The organism is Variovorax sp. 01N425, from assembly GCF_056399465.1.
Genome location: NZ_JBFTRJ010000010.1, coordinates 129,803 through 150,368, shown reverse-complemented (window position 1 = coordinate 150,368; position 20,566 = coordinate 129,803). Strand labels below are relative to the sequence as shown.

Below are 20,566 nucleotides of genomic sequence, written 5' to 3'. Positions count from 1 at the left end.
TGATGATTGAAATGATCGATCGGCAGGACAAACCCTGAGGTTTGGGGCCGCAAGCGGTCGCAAACGGAGACAACCCGATGAGCACTTCCCCCAAGAAAAAACCCGAAGACCTGCGCAGCCAGCAATGGTTCGGCCGCCATGACCGCGATGGCTTCATCTACCGCAGCTGGGTCAAGGGCAAGGGCGTGCCGCACGACCAGTTCGACGGGCGCCCGGTCATCGGCATCTGCAACACCTTCAGCGAGCTCACGCCCTGCAACTCGCACTTCCGCACGCTCGCCGAGCAGGTGAAGATCGGCGTCTACGAAGCGGGCGGCTTTCCGCTCGAGTTCCCGGTGATGTCGCTCGGCGAAACGCTCTTGCGCCCCACCGCCATGCTGTACCGCAACCTCGCGAGCATGGACGTGGAAGAAAGCATCCGCGGCAATCCGCTGGACGGCGTGGTGCTGCTCATGGGCTGCGACAAGACCACGCCCGCGCTCATGATGGGTGCGGCCAGCGTCGACCTGCCGACCATCGGCGTCTCCGGCGGCCCGATGCTTTCGGGCAAGTGGCGCGGCCAGGAACTGGGCTCGGGCACCGGCGTGTGGCAGATGAGCGAGCAGGTGCGCGCCGGCACGCTCAAGCTGCAGGACTTCTTCGAGGCCGAGAGCTGCATGCACCGCAGCCACGGCCACTGCATGACCATGGGCACCGCCAGCACCATGGCCAGCATGGTCGAGTCGCTGGGCATCGGCCTGCCCGGCAACGCCGCCTACCCGGCGGTGGATGGCCGGCGCAACGTGCTCGCGCGCATGGCGGGGCGGCGCATCGTCGACATGGTCCATGAAGACCTCCACATGTCGAAGATCCTCACGCGCCAGGCCATCGAGAACGCCATCAAGGTCAATGCGGCCATCGGCGGCTCCACCAACCTCGTCATCCACCTGCTGGCCATTGCGGGGCGCATCGGCGTCGATCTTTCGCTGGACGACTTCGACCGCCTGGCCTCGGACCTCCCCTGCCTGGTCGACCTGCAGCCTTCGGGCCGCTTCCTGATGGAAGACTTCTGCTATGCGGGCGGGCTGCCGGTGGTCATCAAGGAGATCGCGCAGTACCTGCACAAGGATGTGATCACGGCCAACGGCCAGACACTGTGGGACAACGTGAAGGACGCCGAGAACTACAACCCGCAGGTGATCCGCCCGCTGGCCGAGCCCTTCAAGGACAAGGCCGGCATCTGCGTGCTGCGCGGCAATCTCGCGCCCAACGGCGCCATCATCAAGCCCAGTGCCGCCACGCCCGAGCTGCTGGTGCACAAGGGCCGCGCGGTGGTGTTCGAAAGCGCCGACGACCTGCACAAGCGCATCGACGACGAGAACCTCGACATCGACGAGCACTGCGTGATGGTGCTGAAGAACTGCGGCCCGCGCGGCTATCCGGGCATGGCCGAGTCGGGCAACATGCCGCTGCCGCCGAAAGTGCTGCGCAAGGGCATCACCGACATGGTCCGCATCAGCGACGCGCGCATGAGCGGCACGGCCTATGGCACGGTGGTGCTGCACACGGCCCCCGAGGCGGCCGCGGGCGGACCGCTCGCGCTGGTGCAGGACGGCGACATCGTCGAGCTGGACGTGCCCAACCGCAAGCTGCACCTGCACGTGAGCGACGAAGAGCTCGCCAGGCGGCTCGAGAAGTGGGTCGCGCCCAAGGCGCCGCTCGATTCGGGCTACTGGAAGCTGTACGTCGACACGGTGCTGCAAGCCGACCAGGGCGCCGACCTGGCCTTCCTGCGTGGTCGCCGCGGGGCCTTCGTGCCGCGCGACAATCACTGACATGACAAGACTGGTCGCCATCGATTGGGGCACGAGTTCACTGCGCGGCGCACTGCTCGATGCCGACGGCAAGGTGCTCGAAGAGCGCAGCGATGCGCGCGGCATCCTCAAGGTGCCGCAAGGCGGGTTCCCCGCGGTCTTTGAAGCGCTGTTCGGCGACTGGATGGGCCTCGAAGGCGTGCGCTGCCTGATCTCGGGCATGGCCGGCAGCAAGCAGGGCTGGGTCGAGGCGCCGTACTGCGCCTGCCCCGCCGGCCGCGTCGAAGTGGGCCGCAGCATCATCGACATCGACGTGCGGCCGGGCTCGCGCATTGCCATCGTGCCGGGCCTTCGCGACGAGCATGACGGCGTTCCCGATGTCATGCGCGGCGAAGAGGTGCAGATCTTCGGCGCCATGTCGATCGCCGGCCTCGACGAAGGCGTCTTCGTGCTGCCGGGCACGCACAACAAGTGGGCCACGGCCAGGAAGGGCCGCGTCGCGGGCTTTCGCACCTACATGACCGGCGAGTTCTATGCGCTGCTGAGCCAGCATTCGATTCTTGCGCGCACGCTCGATGCCGATGCGCCGCTCGACGAAGCGGCCTTTCTCGACGGCGTGACGCGCTCCGAGAACGGCCACGGCCTGCTGCACAACGCCTTCGGCACGCGCACGCTGGCGCTGTTCGAGCGCATGGCCACGCCGGAACTCTCCAGCTATCTCTCGGGCCTGCTGATCGGCGAGGAACTGCGCACGCAGTCGCTGCAGGCCGCCGGCGAGGTCGTGCTGATCGGCGCCTCCGCCCTCACCCAACGCTATGCCCTGGCGCTGCGCGCCACCGGCACCGCCACGCGCACGCTCGGCGCCGAAGCCACCTGGGCCGGGCTGCATGCGCTGTCCGGCTTTCTCGACGCAGACCGGAATCCGCCATGACCACACCGCAACAAAAATTCGAAACCGCGATGCGCGCGCTGCCGCTGGTCGCCATCCTGCGCGGGCTCACGCCGACCGAGGCCGCCGACGTCGGCGATGCCATCGTCGAATCGGGCTTCCGGCTGCTCGAGGTGCCGCTCAATTCGCCCAAGCCCTACGCCAGCATCACGCTGATGCGCACGCGCTTTCCGCAGGCCCTGGTGGGCGCCGGCACGGTGCTCGACGTGCAGCAGGTGCGCTATGTGCATGCGGCCGGCGGCGAGCTGGTCGTGTCGCCCAACTTCAATGCCGAGGTGATCGCCGAGGCCGTGCGGCTCGGCATGGTCTGCCTGCCCGGCGTGCTGACGCCGACCGAAGCCTTCGGCGCGCTGGCCGCGGGCGCGACCGGGCTCAAGCTGTTTCCGGCCGAGCTCGCATCGCCCGCGGTGGTGAAGGCCCTGCTCGCGGTGCTGCCCCAGGGCACGCCGCTGATGCCCGTGGGCGGCATCACGCCCGCCAACATGGCCGATTGGCGTGCGGCCGGCGCGGCCGGCTTCGGCATCGGCTCCGCGCTCTATAAGCCGGGCAAGCAGGCTTCGGCCGTGCGCGCCGATGCGCAGAAATTCGTCGCGGCCTTCACAGGCGCGGCCGCCATCTGAAGAAAATCTTCTTTCCAACGTCCACGAGGGAGCGTCGATGTCCGCCGATTCAGATTACGCCAGCCCCGCCGTGCGCAAGCTGCGCGAAGACCTTGCGCTCGCGCTGCGCGCGGCTGCCCACCACGGCTTGTCCGAAGGGGTCTGCAACCATTTCAGCGTACTGCTGCCGGGCGCGCAGGACCGCTACCTGATCAATCCGCGCGGCCTGCACTGGAGCGAGATCGGTGCCGACGACATCGTGCTGATCGACGTGCACGGCGAAGTGCTCGCGGGGCGCCACCGCGTGGAGCCCACGGCCCTCTTCATCCATGGCGCAGTGCACCGCATCACGGGCCACGCGGTCGTGCTGCATTGCCACATGCCCTACGCCACCGCGCTCACGCTCACGGCCGAGCGCGCGCTCGATCCCACGCTGAGCCAGAACGCGATGCGCTACATGAACCGCATCGCCATCGACGCGGTCTACAACGGCCTGGCGCTCGACGATGCCGAAGGCGAGCGCATCGCGCGCGCCATGGCGGGCAAGGACATTGCCTTTCTTGCGAACCACGGCGTGATCGTGGCGGGCGCCTGCATCGCGCATGCCTACGACGACCTCTACTACCTGGAACGCGCGAGCCTGCACCAGGTGATTGCGCAATCGACCGGGCGCCCGCTGGTTCCGGTGGACGCCAAGATGGCCGCGCATGTGGCGGCGCAGATCCAGGGCGAACGCGAGCAGTCGGACCTGTTCTTCGAGGCGCTGCGGCGGCTGCTGCCCGCGCCGCGCGGCTGAGGTCCGTCCACCGGGCTGCGAAGCACCGGAGCTTCGCGCAGGATGGCACCGGCGGCCGCAAAGCGGCTTACAGCTCTTCATCCGATTTCGCTCCAGCCTTACAAAGCGTTCACATGGGGCCGCGAGGATAGGGCTTCCAACCACTCCATGGGAGTTGCCATGAAAAAGCTCACTTACGCCATCGGCGCCGCGGCCCTGCTCTCGCTGGCTGCACTCAGCGCACCGGCACAGGCCCAGACCGGCGGCCGCTTCATCCAGGCCCAGGTGTACGTGGTGCCCGCACCGCCGCCCCCGCCGCGCCACTACTACGCACCGCCGCCTCCGCGGCACTACTACGGTCCGGGCTACTACCACGGGCGCGACCGCTACGAGCACCGGCATCGCCACTGGGAAGAGCGCCGCTACGGCCGCCGGGACTACGACGGCGACGGCGTGCCCAACCGCTACGACCGCCGGCCCGAGAACCCGTACCGCTACTGATCGGCCGGGCGCATCGACCTGAAGCGGTTCAGGCCTGCGCCACGCGCTGCAGCAGGCCGCGGGTGGTGCGCGGCCAGCCCACGCGGCCGAACCAGGCACCGCCGGCAATCGCCGAGGCGATGACGATGCCGTACACCACCAGCGCCGCCCCCTGCGCCGCGAACACGCCGGCCAGTCCGGCGCCCCAGCGCAGGGCCAGCCAGCCGCCCACGCCGGCCACCGCGAGCCGCGCGATGTTGCCGAGCACCGGCCACAGCAGGCGCCCCGCGCCCTGCGAAGCGAAGTACAGCACCAGCCCCACGCCGAAGAAGCCGTAGAGCGGCCCCACCACGCGCAGGTAGTGCGCGCCGGTTTCGAGCATGGCGGCGTCGCTGCCGAACAGCAGCAGCCACGGCCGCGGGAACAGCGCCGCGGCAAGGCCGATGGTTTCGGTCAGCGCAAAGGCCAGCGCCGCGCCGGCCCAGGTGGCGCGCAGCGCGCGCTCCCGCTGCCCCGCGCCCATGCAGGTGCCGACCATCGCGACCAGCGGCGCGCCCAGCCCGAACACCAGCGGCACCAGCAGGTATTCGAGCCGCGACGCGGTGCCGTAGCCCGCCAGCGCGCCCGAGCCGAAGTGCCCGGTCAAGGCCGTGGCAATGCCGATCGAGAGGTTGGTGGCCACCGTCGATACCGCGCCCACCAGCCCGATGCGCAGGATGTCGCGGAACAGCGGCCAGCGCAGCTTCAGTGCGGCGAGCGTGGGACGCAGCAGGCTGCGCGGCGAGCGCAGGTAGACGATGAGCGCGACCGAACCCAGCAGGTAGTACAGCAGCAGCGCCATCGCGCCGCCCGCGATGCCCATGCCCGGCAGCGGACCCCAGCCGAAGATCAGGAGCGGCGATGCCGGAACGAGGAACACCACGCCCACCACCGTCACGTTCGCCGGCACCGCCATGTTGCCGGTGCCGCGGATGATGGCCGAGAGCGAATTGAAGAGCCACACCAGCACCGCGCCCGCGAACACCCAGTTCGAGTAGGTCAAGGCCGCATCGAGCGCCGCGCCGGTGCCGCCCATGAGGGTATAGAGCCAGCGCCCGCCACCCAGCAGCGCGAGCGAGAAGCACAGGCCGAAGCCGATCGCGATGGCCACCGCATGCCACACCAGGGCGTCGGCGTCGGCGCGGCGGCGCGCGCCCAGCGCACGGGCGATCGACGAGGCGATGCCACCGCCCATTGCGCCGCTCGATGTCATCTGCATCAGCATGACGATGGGAAACACCAGCGCCATGCCCGCGAGCGCATGGGTGCCCAGCTTGCCGACAAAGTAGGTTTCGATGAGTCCGACGGAGGCTTGCGCCACCATCACGAGCACGTTGGGCGCGGCCAGGCGCAGCAGCGTGGGCACGATCGGCGCCTTGAGCAGGCGGCGCGTGCGCGGGTCGAGGTCTGCGGACGTCGATGCAGTCATGGCGCCGCTCCCCTCAGGCGCGCGCCGGCGCGGCCGGCACGGCCGCAGCGGCAGCCTTTGCGGGACGGCGGATCGCCATCACGATCAGCGCGGCGACCAGGCAGGCCGCACCCGCCGCATACAGCGCCGGCGTGTAGGTGAGCAGAAGCGTGCGCGCAAAGCCCGCGCCGTAGGCCGCGGTGGCGGCGCCCAGCTGGTGCGCGGCAAAGACCCAGCCGAACACCAGGCCCACCTTCGCGGCGCCGAACTCGGCGCCCGCGAGCTTGACGGTCGGCGGCACGGTGGCGATCCAGTCCAGGCCGTAGAACATCGCGAACAGGCCAAGGCCATAGATCGTGAATTCCGAATGCGGCAGCCAGAAGAGCGACAGCCCGCGCAACCCGTAATACCAGAAGAGCAGCTTGCGGTTGTCGTAGCGGTCCGAGAGCCAGCCCGAAAGAATGGTGCCCACGAAGTCGAAGGCGCCCATCATCGCGAGCACCGAGGCCGCCGGCACCGCACCCAGGCCGTTGTCGCCGCACAGCGAGATGAAGTGCGTCTGCACCAGGCCGTTGGTGCTGAGGCCGCAGATGAAGAAGGTGGCCGCAAGGATCAGGAAGGTGCGGTTGGTCGACACTTCCTTCAGCACGCGGAAGGGCGTCGCAAAGTTCATGGCTGCGGCAGGTGCCGCCGGCGCCGCCGGCTGCGTGCCGGGCCGTTCGCCGTACGGCAGCAGGCCGAGGTCGGCGGGCCGGTTGCGCACCAGGCACAGCGCGAGCAGCGCGATCAGCACGCTGCCGATCACGATCGGCACGATGGCCGAGCGCCAGCCCCAGTGCTCGATCATCCAGGCCGCGAACGGCAGGAAGGCCAGTTGTCCCGTGGCCGAACTGGCCGTGAGCATGCCGATGACCAGCCCGCGCCGCGCAACGAACCAGCGGTTGGCCACCACCGCGCCGAGCACCAGCGCCGTCATGCCCGTGCCCAGGCCGAGCATCAGGCTCCACAGCACGAAGAGCTGCCACAGCTGCGAAGCCATGGTGACCAGCGCCATGCCCAGCCCGACCAGCGCCAGGCCGGTGCAGATCACGGCCCGCAGGCCGTAGCGCTCCATCAGCACCGCGGCAAACGGCCCCATGAGCCCGAACAGCGCAAAGCGCAGGGCCAGCGCCGAGGAGATCTGCTCGGTGCTCCAGCCGAACTCCTTGCCCAGCGGCTGCAGCATGGCGCCCGGCAGGCCCAGCGCCGCCGACATGGTCAGCATGGTGAGAAAAGTGATCGCGGCGACGATCCAGCCGTAGTGGATGCCGCGGCGCTGCAGCCATGCGGAAACGGGGGTGGCGAACATGGGACCTCTGCTGTTGGAATGGATTGGGAGGAAAAATATGTTCCGCACGCGGCCGTTGCCGCGGCTTGGTTGTTCTTTGCGGGGTGGCTTCAGTCCTGGAGGTCCGGCGAGTCGTCCGTGCCCAGCAGCTCGAGCGATTCGTCGATGAGCTGGTGCAGCGCCAGCACGCGCTCCACGCCCAGGAGCGCATTGAGCTTCTGCTGCGCGGCTTTCCAGTGCAGCTGCGCTTCGCGCCACTTGGCTTCGCCCGCCGGTGTGAGCGCCACCAGGCGGCTGCGCGCATCGGCACCCGCGCTCTGCTCGATCCAGCCCGCGGCAATCAGCGGCTGCAGGTTGCGGCTCAAGGTGGAGGCCGTCATCCGCAGATCGGCCGCAAAATCGACAGGGCGCACCGGGCCGAGCCGCTTGAGGTTCGACAGCAGCGAATACTGCGTGGTCTTGAGGCCGCTCTGCGAGACCTCCGCGTCATAGTGCTGCGAGAGGCGCCGCATCAGCTGGCGCACCTTGAAGCTGGTGCAGCCGCGGGGTTTGGTCTGGATGTCCATGGTTTATCATTGTAGGTACAACCATTGCATATGCAACTTAATCGTCCCGCAATGCCCACAGGAGAAACACAGGAATGACGCAAGCCCCCTCCCAGCTCGAGGCCTGGATCGCCGAAGAACGCCGGGTTGCCGGCCGGCTCGAAAGCGGCCCCGGCCCCGGACTCGCCCGCCCCGAGCAGATCGCCGGCAAGACCGGGCTCGAGATGATGCAGGCCATGCTGAACGGGGACATTCCCTTTGCGGCCATCGCGAAGACGCTCGACTTCACGCTGCTGTCGGTGAGTCCCGGCGTGGCCGTTTTCCAGGGCACGCCGCTGGCCCAGCACCTGAACCCGCTCGGCACCATCCACGGCGGCTGGATTGCCACCGTGCTCGATTCCGCGCTGGGCTGCTCGGTCCACACCATGATGCCGCCCGGGCGCGCCTACACCACCGCCGAACTCAGCGTGAACTACGTGAAGGGCCTCACGCCCAAGGTGCAGCGGGTGCGCGCCGAAGGCAAGGTGATCCATTGCGGCCGGCAGCTCGCCACCGCCGAGGCGCGGCTCGTGGGGCCCGACGGCACGCTCTACGCACACGCCACCACCACCTGCCTGGTGTTCGAGATTCCCTCACCACGCTGAGCGACCGGCCTGCCGCCCATGCCGTCCTCCATTCCCCACGACCCCGCGCTCGCGCCAGCCTTCGAGGCCCTGCTCGCCGAGCGCTACAGCTGCCGCGGCTACCTGGCCGAACCGGTCGCACGCGAGACCATCGATGCCATCCTGCAGCTGGCGCAGCGCACCGCCTCCTGGTGCAACTCGCAGCCCTGGCAGGTGATCGTGGCCAGTGCCGCGGCCACCGAACGGCTGCGCCAGGCCTTCGATTCGGACGAAGCCGCGGCCGATGCCGCATTCGACATTGCACCGCCCGCGGAATATCGCGGCGTGTACCGTGAGCGCCGCCGCGAATGCGGCTTCCAGCTGTATGAAAGCGTGGGCGTGGCGCGCGGCGACCGCGAGGCCTCGCAACGGCAGGCGCAGGAGAACTTCAGGTTCTTTGGCGCCCCGCATGTGGCGCTCGTCACCACCGAGGCGCTGCTCGGCACCTATGGCGCGCTCGACTGCGGCGCCTATGTCAACAACTTCATGCTGGCGGCGCGCAGCCTGGGCGTGGCCAGCATCGCGCAGGCGGCCGTGGCCTCGCGCTCGAAGTTCCTGCATCGCTGGTTCGACATCCCGGACGATCGCCAGGTGGTCTGCGGCATCGCCTTCGGCTACGAGGACCCCTCGCACCCGGCCAACCGGTTCCGCACGTCGCGGGCGCCGCTGGCCCAGGTTTGCCAATGGGTGGATTAGCAATGTAAGTGCAAGGAGGTAAAAAACCGCCCCAAGGGCAGTGATAATGATTCTCATCGTCACCCTCGCGGTGGCGATGACTTTCCACAACATGTCTCTGCACCTGGAGGATCCTTCATGACCGACCGCCCCGGCGTCCAAGGCCGCGCCGCCCGCGCACTGATCGGCGTCACCGCCGCCTGGCTGGCTGCCGCCGTTGCCCTGCCCGCGCACGCTGCCAGCGATGAGCTCACGCTCTACACCACGCGCGAAGCCGCGCTGATCCAGCCCCTGATCTCGGCCTTCAGCGCGCAGAGCAAGATCAAGGTGAACACGGTGTTCGTGAAGGACGGCCTGCTCGAACGCGTCAAGGCCGAAGGCGCGCGCTCGCCGGCCGACGTGCTGATGACGGTGGACATCGGCAACCTGATGGACCTGGTCGATGGCGGCGTGACGCAGCCGGTGAAATCGGCCGCGCTCGAATCGGCCGTGCCCGCCAACCTGCGCGGCGCCGACGGCCAGTGGTTCGCGCTCTCGCTGCGCGCGCGCGTGCTCTACGCCGACAGGGACCAGCCGATCACCAGCTTCCGCTACGAAGACCTGGCCAACCCCAAATGGAAGGGCAAGGTCTGCATCCGCGCGGGCCAGCACCCCTACAACACGGCGCTGATCGCGGCCATGATCGCGCACGACGGCGAGGCCAAGACCGAGCAGTGGCTGCGCGGCGTCAAGGCCAACCTGGCCCGCAAGGCCACCGGCGGCGACCGCGACGTGGCGCGCGACATCCTGGGCGGCATCTGCGATATCGGCCTTGCCAACTCCTACTACGTCGGCCAGATGAAGAGCGCTGCGGCCGGCACCGACGCGCGCAAGTGGGGCGACGCCATCAAGGTGGTCCGCCCGACCTTTGCCGGCGCCAAGGGCGGCGGCACGCACGTCAACATCAGCGGCGCGGCCGTGGCCAAGAACGCGCCGCAGCGCGCCAATGCGGTCAAGCTGCTCGAGTTCCTGGTGTCGGAGCCGGCGCAGGCGCTCTACGCACAGGCCAACTACGAATATCCGGTGCGCAAGGGCGTGGCGCTCGATCCGATCATCGGAGAAACCATCGGCGAGCTGAAGGCCGACCCGCTGCCGGTGGCCGAAATTGCCAAGTACCGCAAGCAGGCCAGCGCGCTGGTCGACAAGGTCGGCTTCGATCAGTGATGGAAATGGCAGGGCACGCCTTGCCGATGCCCGGATGTTGATCGCGAAGCGCCACCCGCTGGTGCTGCAGGCGGCGGGCCCGGTCTGGCGCTTCGCCTCGATGGCCATCGCCATCGGCGTGCTCGCGCCGGTGCTCATGCTCGCCTGGCTCGCCTTCAGCTCGGGCGTCGCGCACTGGGGGCCGCTGTTCGCGCACGTGCTGCCGCAGGCCGCGCTCAACACGGCCCTGCTGCTCATGGGCGTGGGCGCGCTGGTGCTGCTGATCGGCACCGGCTGCGCATGGCTCGTGACGGCCTGCGACTTTCCGGGGCGCGGCGTGCTGAACTGGGCGCTGCTGCTGCCGCTCGCAATGCCGACCTACATCGTCGCCTTTGCCTACCTGGACCTGCTGCATCCGATCGGCCCGGTGCAGGGCGCGATCCGCTGGGCACTGGGCTTCGACAGCCCGCGCCAGTTCCGCCTGCCGGACCTGCGCTCGATGCCGGGTGCGATCTTCGTGCTCGGCTTCGTGCTCTACCCCTACGTCTACATGACGGCGCGTGCCATGTTCATGACGCAGCCCGCGCACCTGATGGAAGCGGCGCGCACGCTGGGCGAAAGCCGGCGCGGCGCCTTCTTTCGCGTGGCGCTGCCGCTGGCGCGGCCGGCGCTCGCAGTGGGCCTGAGCCTGGCGCTGCTCGAAACGCTCAACGACATCGGCGCCTCCGAATTCCTGGGCGTGAACACGCTCACGGTGGCGGTCTACACCACCTGGATCACGCGCTCCGACCTGGCCGGTGCGGCGCAGATCGCCTGCGCCATGCTGTTCGTGGTGGTCGCGCTGGTCTGGCTCGAACGCAACGGGCGCCGGCACCAGCGCTTCGGCTCGGCGCAGCGCATGCGCGCCATGCAGCCGCGGCGCCTGCACGGCGGCGCCGCCTGGCTCGCCACCGCCACCGCGTCGCTGCCGGTGCTGATCGGCTTCGTGGCGCCCGCGCTCTACCTGGTCTGGGAAAGCGCCAAGCGGCTGCGCCAGGGCGGCGGCGTGTCGCAAGGGCTGCTCGCCAGCCTCGGCAACACGGTCACGCTGGCCGCCGGCGTCACGGTGGCAGCGGTGGCCGCGGGGCTGGTGGTGGCCTGGGCCACGCGCAGCCAGGGATCGCGCCCGAACCGCGCGCGCTGGCAGGCGCGCGCGGCCACGCTGGGCTATGCGCTGCCCGGCACCGTGCTCGCCATCGGCCTGCTCACGCCGGCGCTTGCGTTCGACGCCGCGCTGGCCGGCATGCTCGGCCTGCAGGGCCTGCCGCTCATGGGCGCGGGCATCGTGCTGGTGGTGGCCTGCGCGATCCGCTTCCTTGCCATGCCGGTCGGCGGCATCGAGGCCGGGCTCGCCCGCATTCCGCCCGCCATCGAGCAGGCTTCGCGGCTGCTCGGCGAAACCAGCGGCGGCACGCTCCGGCGCGTGCACCTGCCGCTGCTGCAGCCCGCGATTGCCACGGGCGCGCTGCTGGTCTTCGTCGATGCCATGAAGGAACTGCCGGCCACGCTGCTGCTGCGGCCGGCCAATTTCGACACGCTGGCCACCTGGCTCTATGCCGAGGCCGCCCGCGGCACGTATGAAGAAGGCGCGATTGCCGCGCTCGCCATCGTGGCGGCCGGCCTGCTGCCGGTGGTGCTGCTGGCGCGCAACCAACTGGGCACGCCAGCCGCAGAGACACAATGAGTTCCCCTCTTTCCATCGAATCGATCCAGCTCGCCTACGAAACGCCGCGCGGCCTGCATGCCGTGGTCAACGACTTCTCGCTTTCGCTGCGCGCCGGCGAGATCGCCTGCCTGTTCGGCCCCTCGGGCTGCGGCAAGACCACGGTGCTGCGGGCGATCGCGGGCTTCGAGCCGCTGCGCGCGGGCGCCATCCGGCTCGGCGACGTGCTGCTCTCCTCCACCCAGGTGCACCTGCCGCCCGAGCAGCGGCGCGTGGGCATGATGTTCCAGGAGTACGCGCTGTTTCCCCATCTCTCGGCCAGCCGGAACGTGGCCTTCGGCCTGCGCCGCTCGAGCCGTGCGCAGCAGCAGGCCCGCGTGGCCGAGATGCTGGCGCTGGTGGGCCTGGCCGATGCCGGAGAGCGCTTTCCGCATGAACTGTCGGGCGGGCAGCAGCAACGCATTGCGCTCGCCCGCGCACTGGCGCCTTCGCCCGAACTGCTGCTGCTCGACGAGCCGTTCTCCAACCTCGACGGCGGCACGCGCGAGCGCCTCACGGCCGAGGTGCGCGGCATCCTCCGGCGCGCCGGGCAGACCGCGATCCTGGTCACCCACAACGAGGCCGAGGCCCATGCCATGGCCGACCGCATCGGCGTGATGCACGGCGGCCGCATCACGCACTGGCTGGACACCACTGCCAAATAGCACAGGGCGCCCGTTCGGCGAATGGGCTTTTCGGGAAAAGGTTGTTCGGGGCCGCAAGAATTGCCGCGATCCCAACTGCAACTTTTCCGGAGCGCCCACGCCATGTCCAACAAGCCCCTCACCCTCGTCAGCCACCTGCTGTGCCCCTATGTGCAGCGCGCCGCCATCGCACTGGCCGAAAAGAACGTGCCCTTCGAGCGCGTGGTGATCGACCTGGCGAACAAGCCGGACTGGTTCATTGCCATCTCGCCCCTGGGCAAGGTGCCGCTGCTGCGGCTTCAGCGGCCCGGCGGCAGCGAAGCAGTGCTGTTCGAGAGCAATGTGATCTGCGAGTACCTCGAAGAAACCCAGCCCGGCCCGCGCCTGCATCCCGAAGATCCGCTCACCCGCGCCGAGCATCGCGCGTGGATGGAGTTCGGCTCGGCCATCCTGGGCGACCTGTGGGGCTACGAGACCACGCGCGACGCCGAAGTGTTCGAGCAGAAGCGCCTGGCCCTTGCCGCCAAGTTCGAGCGCGTCGAAGCCGCGCTGGGCGCCGGCCCCTACTTTGCAGGCAAGAACTTCAGCCTGGTCGACGCGGTGTTCGCGCCGATCTTTCGCTACTTCGAGGTGTTCGATGAGATCAGCAACTCGCACATCTTCGATGCCCTGCCCAAGGTGAATGCGTGGCGCAAGGCACTGGCGGCGCGGCCGAGCGTGCAGAGCGCGGTGGTGCCGGAGTATCCGCAGCACCTGCGCGAATTCCTGCGCAAGCACGAGGCGCACTTGCTCGCGCTCGCCTAGCGCCGACAATGGAATTCTTCCCCCCGCAACAACAGAGATCCCACGAGATGCGACTCCTCCACACCATGCTGCGCGTCGGCAACCTCCAGCGTTCGATCGATTTCTATACCCAGGTGCTTGGCATGAGCCTGCTGCGCACCTCGGAGAACCCGGAGTACAAATACAGCCTCGCCTTCGTCGGCTACGGCGGCGGCAACCCCGGGCAGGCCGAGATCGAGCTCACCTACAACTGGGGCACCGAAAGCTACGAACTCGGCACGGCCTACGGCCACATCGCGCTCGGCGTGCCCGACGCCTACGCGGCCTGCGAAAAGATCAAGGCCGCCGGCGGCAACGTCACGCGCGAAGCCGGGCCCGTGAAGGGCGGCACCACGGTGATCGCCTTCGTGACCGATCCCGACGGCTACAAGATCGAGCTCATCCAGGACAAGGCAAAGGCTTCCGGCGACGGCAGCCCCGCCGGTTCCGACGCCCTGCGCGCGTCCTAGCCGGGCCCCGCGGCGCCCGCGCCCGGCGCCGCCATCAGCGCTTCGCGGCCGCTGAATTGAGGATACAAATGATCACCTTTTAAAGGCGATCGGCATATTCTTTGCTGGTATTTTCAAGGGGTAGTGCTGATGCAGGACGCATCACATTCTGATACCCGGAATCGCGATCGAAGAGCTTCACAGTTCAGCAAGATCGTCCATTCGGACGCGGCGCCGAATGCTCCTTATTCCTTGAACTATTTTCTACATGAGCGCTTTCTTCCAAGCGGAATGAAAATTGACGATTCTGAGCATACGCGGCAAGCCTATTGATCCGGCCATATCGCTGATCATCTTTTTCTTTTCCGCCCTGATCGTCGGCGTCATTCCGTTTCTCTACCACGACACGGCGGCCCAGAATTTTCCGGACGAAGAAACGCTATTGAGTTTCTTCGGCGCCGATTTGTGCCAGCTCACCTCCACCACGATCGAGGAAAGAAACTCCTACGCCTGCAGCGCATTCCTGCTGGAGTCGGCCGGGCTCAGCGCCAAGACGGCGCCCATTGCCGGCGCCTTTCTGAGCGTCACGCTCACCGTCATCCCCATACTCCAATTCAGCCGAATTCCCCTTGGCGTATTTTTCGTCTCGCTCGGCTGGGGATTTATCAGGGCCATTTTCCTTTCGGTGCTTTCCAAGGACATGCTGTCGGCCTGCGTGGTGCTGCTTTCGGTGATGGCGGCGCAGCACAGCGGGTTCGGGCTGACGTGGTTCCTGTCGTCGACGATCTACGGGTGGGTGGTCAGAAAGTATTGGCTGCTGGTCAGCGCCGTCTGGCTCGGGCTGCGCTTGATAAGAAAGCAGCTCACCGTATTCAGGCTCCTGGTCATCATCGTCCTGGTCTATATCGCGCTTGCGCTGACCTTCCAGATCGCACTGGGCGCCACCCTGGACTTTGCCCGCGCAACGGTCAATGAGAACCGGGAAGTCGGCGCCGAAGGATCGCGGACGGTCATCGAGGCGGTCATCGCTTCCGACAATGCGCTGCTGCAGGCGCTCAACGCCACGATCACCTTCTTCCGCCTGGCTTTTCCGCTCGAGCTTCTGCGCTTTGGCTCGGTCAGCCAATTGGCGTTCATCTCGATCATGCCTTTCACGTTCGTGTGGATGGTGAAAGTCATCGTCGAGGGCGCGAAGTCGGGCAACAGGAACCTGATCCAGGCCGGCAAGGTGGCCCTTGCGCCTTTGTCCTTCCTCATCATCGAGGGGGTGTTCGAGCCTGACTTCGGCTCGTTTGCGCGCCACTTCGCCATTGTGAGTCCGCTCGTCTTTTCGGCCATGGCACTGGCGCAGAAAACCGAGCTGGCCGAAAAAAGGCTGCTGCGGCGCAGGCAGGCCGCCGCCATTTCGAGCAACCCGCTCTTTGTCCGCCCCACTCGTCAGGATCGAATTTCGTGAAATCCCAATCCATTGCGGTGGACCAGCCACAGTACGTCGAATCCATTCAGGCAGGCCGAGGCATTGCCGCGCTGCTGGTCGTGATTCATCACGCGGCGCAGAAAGCCCATGCGCTTTCCGGCGGCGCCATTCCGCTGTTCGATTTCGGGATCATCGGGGTCGATATCTTCTTCATGATCAGCGGCTTCATCATCTACTTTGTCACGGCCAACAAGACCATGACCCACGTGGAATTCATGGAGAAGCGGATCATCCGGGTGTTTCCCCTTTATTGGGGACTGTCCTTGCTGGCGTTGGCGGTCTTCATGCTTGCGCCGAAGCTGATCAACAGCAATGCCCAGGAGCCCACCGACATTGCCGCTTCGTTCTTCCTGTGGCCCACGTCCGCCCCGTACCTGGTCAACAACGGATGGACGCTCACCTACGAAATCATTTTCTACGGCCTGTGGGCGCTGGTCGCATTGCCGACCGCCAGGCCAAGGAACGCCTATCTCGCGTGCCTGGTATTGGCCGCGGCATCGTTCATTGGATTGCTTTCCGGCCTCGACTACAAGGTCATGAATTTTTCATTGTTCCTGGAGTTCGCATTCGGCGTGGCCATTGGCGTGGCGTTCAAGAAAGGGCTGATCCGGCAGAGCGCGCCGGTGTCCATCGTCCTGATGGCCGCCGGGGCATTTCTTGCGCACCTGGCCATTTCGGAAGGCCTTGGCAGCAGCGAACTCCGGGGATTTGCGCTGGCAATTCCCTCCGCAATGATTTTCTTCGGATTGGTATCGCTCGGATCGTTCTGGGCCAGGCTGCGCGTGATCCTGGCCATCGGGGACAGCTCCTACTCGCTGTACCTGTTCCACCCGTTCATCCTGGTTGCCATCCCTCTCACGGTCAAACTGCTGGGCTTCACCTCGGTGCCTCAGATCCTCGCCATTTCCGTTGCGATCTGTATCGCGTCGATCTGGGCGTCGCACATGGTCTACCGCTTCGTGGAGTTCCCGCTCACGCAGATGATGCGGGGAATGATCAAGTCCGCGAAATCCTTCAGCGCGGCCAGGGCGAGGTGACGGCGCCGCGCGCGACGCGACGAGGGTTCAGCAGCCGAGCAGATCGGCCAGTTGCCTGATGTCGCGCGCGTGCAGGTTGTTGTCCGGATTCGGCGAAACGTCCTTCGGCTGGGCGCGGCCGAATTCGTGGGGCCGCTCGATGTAGGCGGTCTTGAGGCCGCAGGTGCGCGCCGCCGCCAGGTCGTCGTGGTGCGCCGCGGCGAGCATCACCTGCCCCGGCGTCGCATCGAACACGCCCGCCACGCCAAGGTAGGTGCGTGGGTCGGGCTTGTAGGCCTTGAACACCTCGGCCGACAGCACGCAGTCCCAGGGCAGGCCGGCGCGCTTGGCCATTTCGGTCAAAAGGCCAATGTTGCCGTTGGAGAGCGTGCAGATGGTGAACTTCTTCTTGAGGCGCGTGAGCCCCTCCACCGCGTCGGGCCACGCGGGCAGGCGGTGCCAGGCGCGGCTGAGATCGCGCTTGGCGGCGCCGTCGAGCCGGTCGGCCAGGCTGAAGTCGTGCAGCACCTGTTCGAGCATGCTCAGGTGCAGCTCGTCGAGCAGCGTGAAGCCGCCCTCGCCCGCCGCGATGCGCTCCATCACGGACTTCATGGCGGGCTGGTAGCCCGCGCGCCAGGCCAGCGCAAAGGCAGCGCCGTCGACACCGGGCAATGCGCGCTCGGCCTCGGCCGCGATGCCGCTGTGCCAGTCGACCACGGTGCCGAAAACGTCGAAGGCAATGACCTTCAGGTCACTGGCGTCGAAATCCGCACGCATGATCGGCTCAGCGTGAGAGCTGGCTCGCGGCGCGTGCGAGCTGTTCGATGCGCGCCCAGTCGCCGTTGCGGATGGCGTCCGCCGGCACGATCCACGAGCCGCCCACGCAGGCCACGTTCGAGAGCGCCAGGAACTCGGCCGCGTTGTCGGCATGGATGCCGCCGGTCGGGCAGAAGCTCACGTCGCCGAACGGGCCCTGCCACGCCTTCAGCATGGGAATGCCGCCCGCCTGCAGCGCGGGAAAGAACTTGAGCTCGGTGTAGCCGTCTTCCTGCGCCGTCATGATCTCGCTGCCGGTGGCCACGCCGGGCAGAAGCGGCAGGCCGAGGTCGTGGCAGGCCTTGCCCACTGCGCGCGTATAGCCCGGGCTCACGCCGAACTTCGCGCCGGCCAGCGCCGAGGCCTGCGCATCGGCCGCGCTGCGGATGGTGCCCGCGCCGGCCACGGCCTCGGGCACGTCCCTGGCAATGGCCTCGATGCATTCGAGCGCCTGCGGCGTGCGCAGCGTGACCTCGAGCATGCGGATGCCGCCGGCCACCAGCGCGCGCGCCAGGGGGATGGCATGTTTCACGTCGTGCAGCACGATCACCGGAATGACCGGTGCATCGCGCATGACCTCGAGTGCGGTGAGTTTGTCTGTCATTTCATTGCTCCAATGTTCACAGCCACGAGCATGCGCCTTCTTCCGCCGTCAGCGCATTGCGCCGCATGCCAGCGAACAGCTCGCGGCCCAGGCCGTGGCTGTCTGCGATGCGCTGGGCCTCGGGCAGCTTGGCGATCTCGCGTTCGGCCCATTCGTCGTCGGGCACCAGCACCGCCAGTGTGCCCGCGACGGCGTCCAGGCGCACGACGTCGCCGTCGCGCACCTTGGCGAGCGGGCCGCCCGCGGCGGCTTCCGGAGAAACGTGGATGGCCGCGGGCACCTTGCCCGAGGCGCCGCTCATGCGGCCGTCGGTGACCAGCGCCACGCGAAAGCCCTTGCCCTGCAGCACCGACAGCGGCGGCGTGAGCTTGTGCAGCTCGGGCATGCCGTTGGCCTGCGGCCCCTGCCAGCGCACCACGCAGACCACGTCGCGCTCCAGCTCGCCGGCGGTGAAGGCCTGGTGCAGCGCAGCCTGCGAATCGAAGACGCGCGCCGGCGCCTCGATCACGTGGCGGTCGTCGGGCACCGAGGACACCTTGATCACGCTGCGCCCCAGGTTGCCGTTGAGCAGCTTCAGCCCGCCGGTCGCGCTGAAGGGGTTCTCCACGGGCCGCGCGACGGCTTCGTCCTTGGAAGGCGCGGCGGAGGTCCAGGCCAGGCGCTTGTCCTGCGCAAGGGAGGGAATGTTCGCGAATTCGCGGATGCCGCCGGCACGCACCGTGAGCACGTCGGCGTGCATCAGGCCGGCGTCGAGCAGCTCGCCGATCACGAAGCCCGGGCCGCCCGCGGCCTGGAACGCGTTCACGTCGGCGCTGCCGTTGGGATAGACGCGCGTCAGCAGCGGGATCACGTCGGAGAGCCGGGAGAAATCGTCCCAGTCGATCACGATGCCGGCCGAGCGCGCCACGGCCACCCAGTGGATCAGGTGGTTGGTGGAGCCGCCGGTGGCCAGCAGCGCCACCATGGCATTGACGATGCAGCGCTCATCGACCATTTCGCCGATGGGGGGGCAACTGAATTTCGCCTCGCCCGCGCGGCCCAGCACGGTGCGCACGGCCTCGCGCGTGAGCGTCTCGCGCATGGCGTCGCCGGGCTGGATGAAGGCGGTGCCGGGCACGTGCAGGCCCATGGCCTCGAGCAGCATCTGGTTGCTGTTGGCGGTGCCGTAGAAGGTGCAGGTGCCCATGGTGTGGTAGGCCGCCATCTCGGCGTCGAGCAGGCCCTGGCGGCCGACCAGGCCTTGTGCCGCCTGCTCGCGCACCTTCGACTTTTCGTTATTCGACAGGCCCGAGGGCATGGGGCCGGCGGGCACGAACACCGTGGGCAGGTGGCCGAAGTGCAGCGCGCCGATCAAAAGGCCCGGCACGATCTTGTCGCACACGCCCAGCAGCAGCGCGCCGTCGAACATGTCGTGCGTGAGCGCGATCGCGGTGCCCATGGCGATCACGTCGCGGCTGAAAAGGCTCAGCTCCATGCCGGGCGTGCCCTGGGTCACGCCGTCGCACATGGCGGGCACGCCGCCGGCCACCTGAGCGGTGGCGCCGAGGCTGCGCGCCTCCTGCTTGATGATGTCGGGGTAGCCCTGGTACGGCGCGTGGGCCGAGAGCATGTCGTTGTAGGCGGTGACGATGCCGATGTTGGGCGCGCGCTCCGTCACCACCTTGAACTTGTCGTTGGCCGGGATGCCGGCCACGGCGTGCGCGACGTTGGCGCAGCCCATGCGGTCGGAACCCCTGTCGCGGTTGCGGATTTCCGCGAGCCGCCGGAGGTATGCGCTGCGCGGCCCCTGGCTGCGCTCGCGAATGCGATCGGTAACGTCAAGGACGGTGGGATGTGTGCTCATGGGGATGGTTTCGGTCGCGCTGCCGGCCTCTGGCCACTGTCGCTTTTGCGACCTTCGACGTGGAAGTCAATGGTACCAAGACCCCGCGGCCGAGGCCGATGGAAATCCGCACCCCGGCAATACGGATTGGCGGGCCGCAAGGGCCCGCGGCTGGCTCAGTCGACCAGCTTGACTTCGACGCGCCGCGCCTGGGCGTCGTTGCCCGAACCGGCGGTGACGGCGGGCCGCTGCAGGTCGACCTTGCCGGCCGGCACGCCCAGGCCCACCAGCACGTCACGGACTGTTTCAGCGCGTTTCTTGGCGAGCTGCTCGTTGATGGCCGCGTCGCCGGTGGTGTCATGGAAGCCCGAGACCACGGCCTTGCGGCCGCTCTCCACGCCCTTGATGACGGCGGCCAGCGCCTCGGCCGCGCCGGGCGCCAGGTCGGCGCTGCCGGTGGCGAAGTAGAAATTCACCACGCCGTCGGCCACGCGGATGCTGGCCCCGTCGGGAATGACGACCGTCACCGTCTCGGTCACCTCCGCCACCGTGGTGTGGGTGGCCGGCCCTGCGGCCGCCGCAGCCACGGCGACGGCAGGCATGGCAGCCGGCGCCGCGCCATGGTTCTTGTGCCAGAGCACGATGCCCAACACGAAGAAAATCACCAGCGCGATCAGTGCCAGGAGAAATCCGAGGATGAAGTTTTGCTGGCTGTCGTCGTCGCTCATGAGGGGTCGTACT

21 protein-coding genes are annotated in these 20,566 nt (G+C 67.9%); 14 read left to right on the top strand and 7 right to left on the bottom strand.

Features of this window, described 5'->3' with window-relative positions:
• Positions 1-77 precede the first annotated feature (77 nt).
• From AC1DSC_RS19345 to AC1DSC_RS19325, 5 genes are all read left to right on the top strand, one after another.
• Positions 78-1,814 (top strand): IlvD/Edd family dehydratase, encoded by a 1,737-nt coding sequence (locus tag AC1DSC_RS19345; protein WP_015866467.1) that lies wholly within the window; start codon positions 78-80, stop codon positions 1,812-1,814.
• A 1-nt stretch (position 1,815) separates the two neighbouring features.
• Positions 1,816-2,724 carry a 2-dehydro-3-deoxygalactonokinase gene (locus tag AC1DSC_RS19340; protein ID WP_369663175.1) on the top strand — a complete coding sequence of 303 codons (909 nt, stop codon included), beginning with the start codon at positions 1,816-1,818 and terminating at the stop codon, positions 2,722-2,724.
• A complete protein-coding gene (locus AC1DSC_RS19335; RefSeq protein WP_369663176.1) occupies positions 2,721-3,362 on the top strand; it encodes a 2-dehydro-3-deoxy-6-phosphogalactonate aldolase in 642 nt (213 codons plus the stop codon). The genes AC1DSC_RS19340 and AC1DSC_RS19335 overlap by 4 nt, the downstream gene beginning before the upstream one ends.
• Before the next feature lie 37 nt (positions 3,363-3,399).
• Entirely contained in the window at positions 3,400-4,137 is a 738-nt protein-coding gene (locus AC1DSC_RS19330) for an aldolase (RefSeq protein WP_018905521.1), read from the top strand.
• A gap of 159 nt (positions 4,138-4,296) precedes the next feature.
• Positions 4,297-4,617 (top strand): hypothetical protein, encoded by a 321-nt coding sequence (locus AC1DSC_RS19325; protein WP_062366209.1) that lies wholly within the window; start codon positions 4,297-4,299, stop codon positions 4,615-4,617.
• Between the two features lie 28 nt (positions 4,618-4,645).
• On the opposite strand, the gene AC1DSC_RS19320 is transcribed toward AC1DSC_RS19325, so the two are convergent.
• From AC1DSC_RS19320 to AC1DSC_RS19310, 3 genes are all read right to left on the bottom strand, one after another.
• Positions 4,646-6,064 (bottom strand): MATE family efflux transporter, encoded by a 1,419-nt coding sequence (locus tag AC1DSC_RS19320; RefSeq protein WP_478131907.1) that lies wholly within the window; start codon positions 6,062-6,064, stop codon positions 4,646-4,648.
• A 13-nt stretch (positions 6,065-6,077) separates the two neighbouring features.
• Positions 6,078-7,391 (bottom strand): MFS transporter, encoded by a 1,314-nt coding sequence (locus AC1DSC_RS19315; protein ID WP_015866473.1) that lies wholly within the window; start codon positions 7,389-7,391, stop codon positions 6,078-6,080.
• Positions 7,392-7,480: 89 nt separating this feature from the next.
• Complete coding sequence (locus AC1DSC_RS19310) at positions 7,481-7,936, bottom strand: MarR family winged helix-turn-helix transcriptional regulator (protein ID WP_062366205.1); 456 nt, start codon at positions 7,934-7,936, stop codon at positions 7,481-7,483.
• Between the two features lie 74 nt (positions 7,937-8,010).
• Here AC1DSC_RS19310 and AC1DSC_RS19305 point away from each other — a divergent pair, with 74 nt between their 5' ends.
• The 9 genes from AC1DSC_RS19305 (at position 8,011) to AC1DSC_RS19265 (ending at position 16,604) form a co-directional block, all read left to right on the top strand.
• Positions 8,011-8,559 carry a PaaI family thioesterase gene (locus AC1DSC_RS19305; protein ID WP_015866475.1) on the top strand — a complete coding sequence of 183 codons (549 nt, stop codon included), beginning with the start codon at positions 8,011-8,013 and terminating at the stop codon, positions 8,557-8,559.
• An 18-nt stretch (positions 8,560-8,577) separates the two neighbouring features.
• A complete protein-coding gene (locus tag AC1DSC_RS19300) occupies positions 8,578-9,273 on the top strand; it encodes a nitroreductase (protein ID WP_369663178.1) in 696 nt (231 codons plus the stop codon).
• Between the two features lie 117 nt (positions 9,274-9,390).
• Complete coding sequence (locus AC1DSC_RS19295) at positions 9,391-10,455, top strand: Fe(3+) ABC transporter substrate-binding protein (RefSeq protein ID WP_369663179.1); 1,065 nt, start codon at positions 9,391-9,393, stop codon at positions 10,453-10,455.
• Positions 10,456-10,489: 34 nt separating this feature from the next.
• The gene (locus AC1DSC_RS19290) at positions 10,490-12,157 is read left to right on the top strand and encodes an ABC transporter permease (RefSeq protein WP_436287868.1); all 1,668 of its coding nucleotides are present in this window, start codon (positions 10,490-10,492) and stop codon (positions 12,155-12,157) included.
• Positions 12,154-12,840 (top strand): ABC transporter ATP-binding protein, encoded by a 687-nt coding sequence (locus AC1DSC_RS19285; RefSeq protein WP_015866479.1) that lies wholly within the window; start codon positions 12,154-12,156, stop codon positions 12,838-12,840. Before AC1DSC_RS19290 ends, AC1DSC_RS19285 begins: the two co-directional genes overlap by 4 nt.
• A 102-nt stretch (positions 12,841-12,942) precedes the next feature.
• Positions 12,943-13,623 carry a glutathione S-transferase family protein gene (locus tag AC1DSC_RS19280; RefSeq protein WP_369663180.1) on the top strand — a complete coding sequence of 227 codons (681 nt, stop codon included), beginning with the start codon at positions 12,943-12,945 and terminating at the stop codon, positions 13,621-13,623.
• Positions 13,624-13,670: 47 nt separating this feature from the next.
• Entirely contained in the window at positions 13,671-14,111 is a 441-nt protein-coding gene (gene gloA / locus AC1DSC_RS19275; RefSeq protein ID WP_015866481.1) for a lactoylglutathione lyase, read from the top strand.
• Positions 14,112-14,388: 277 nt separating this feature from the next.
• The gene (locus AC1DSC_RS19270; protein WP_278874708.1) at positions 14,389-15,546 is read left to right on the top strand and encodes a hypothetical protein; all 1,158 of its coding nucleotides are present in this window, start codon (positions 14,389-14,391) and stop codon (positions 15,544-15,546) included.
• Positions 15,543-16,604: an acyltransferase family protein gene (locus AC1DSC_RS19265; RefSeq protein ID WP_369663181.1), complete on the top strand. Its 1,062-nt coding sequence runs from the start codon at positions 15,543-15,545 to the stop codon at positions 16,602-16,604. The genes AC1DSC_RS19270 and AC1DSC_RS19265 overlap by 4 nt, the downstream gene beginning before the upstream one ends.
• Before the next feature lie 27 nt (positions 16,605-16,631).
• Here AC1DSC_RS19265 and AC1DSC_RS19260 read toward each other — a convergent pair whose 3' ends face one another.
• From AC1DSC_RS19260 to AC1DSC_RS19245, 4 genes are all read right to left on the bottom strand, one after another.
• Positions 16,632-17,360: a haloacid dehalogenase type II gene (locus tag AC1DSC_RS19260; RefSeq protein WP_062366195.1), complete on the bottom strand. Its 729-nt coding sequence runs from the start codon at positions 17,358-17,360 to the stop codon at positions 16,632-16,634.
• 7 nt (positions 17,361-17,367) lie between these two features.
• On the bottom strand, positions 17,368-18,003 hold the full coding sequence (eda, locus tag AC1DSC_RS19255; RefSeq protein WP_278876712.1) for a bifunctional 4-hydroxy-2-oxoglutarate aldolase/2-dehydro-3-deoxy-phosphogluconate aldolase: 636 nt from the start codon (positions 18,001-18,003) through the stop codon (positions 17,368-17,370).
• 16 nt (positions 18,004-18,019) lie between these two features.
• The gene (gene edd / locus AC1DSC_RS19250) at positions 18,020-19,846 is read right to left on the bottom strand and encodes a phosphogluconate dehydratase (protein WP_278876714.1); all 1,827 of its coding nucleotides are present in this window, start codon (positions 19,844-19,846) and stop codon (positions 18,020-18,022) included.
• A 155-nt stretch (positions 19,847-20,001) separates the two neighbouring features.
• A complete protein-coding gene (locus tag AC1DSC_RS19245) occupies positions 20,002-20,553 on the bottom strand; it encodes an OmpA family protein (protein WP_369663182.1) in 552 nt (183 codons plus the stop codon).
• Positions 20,554-20,566: the final 13 nt, after the last annotated feature.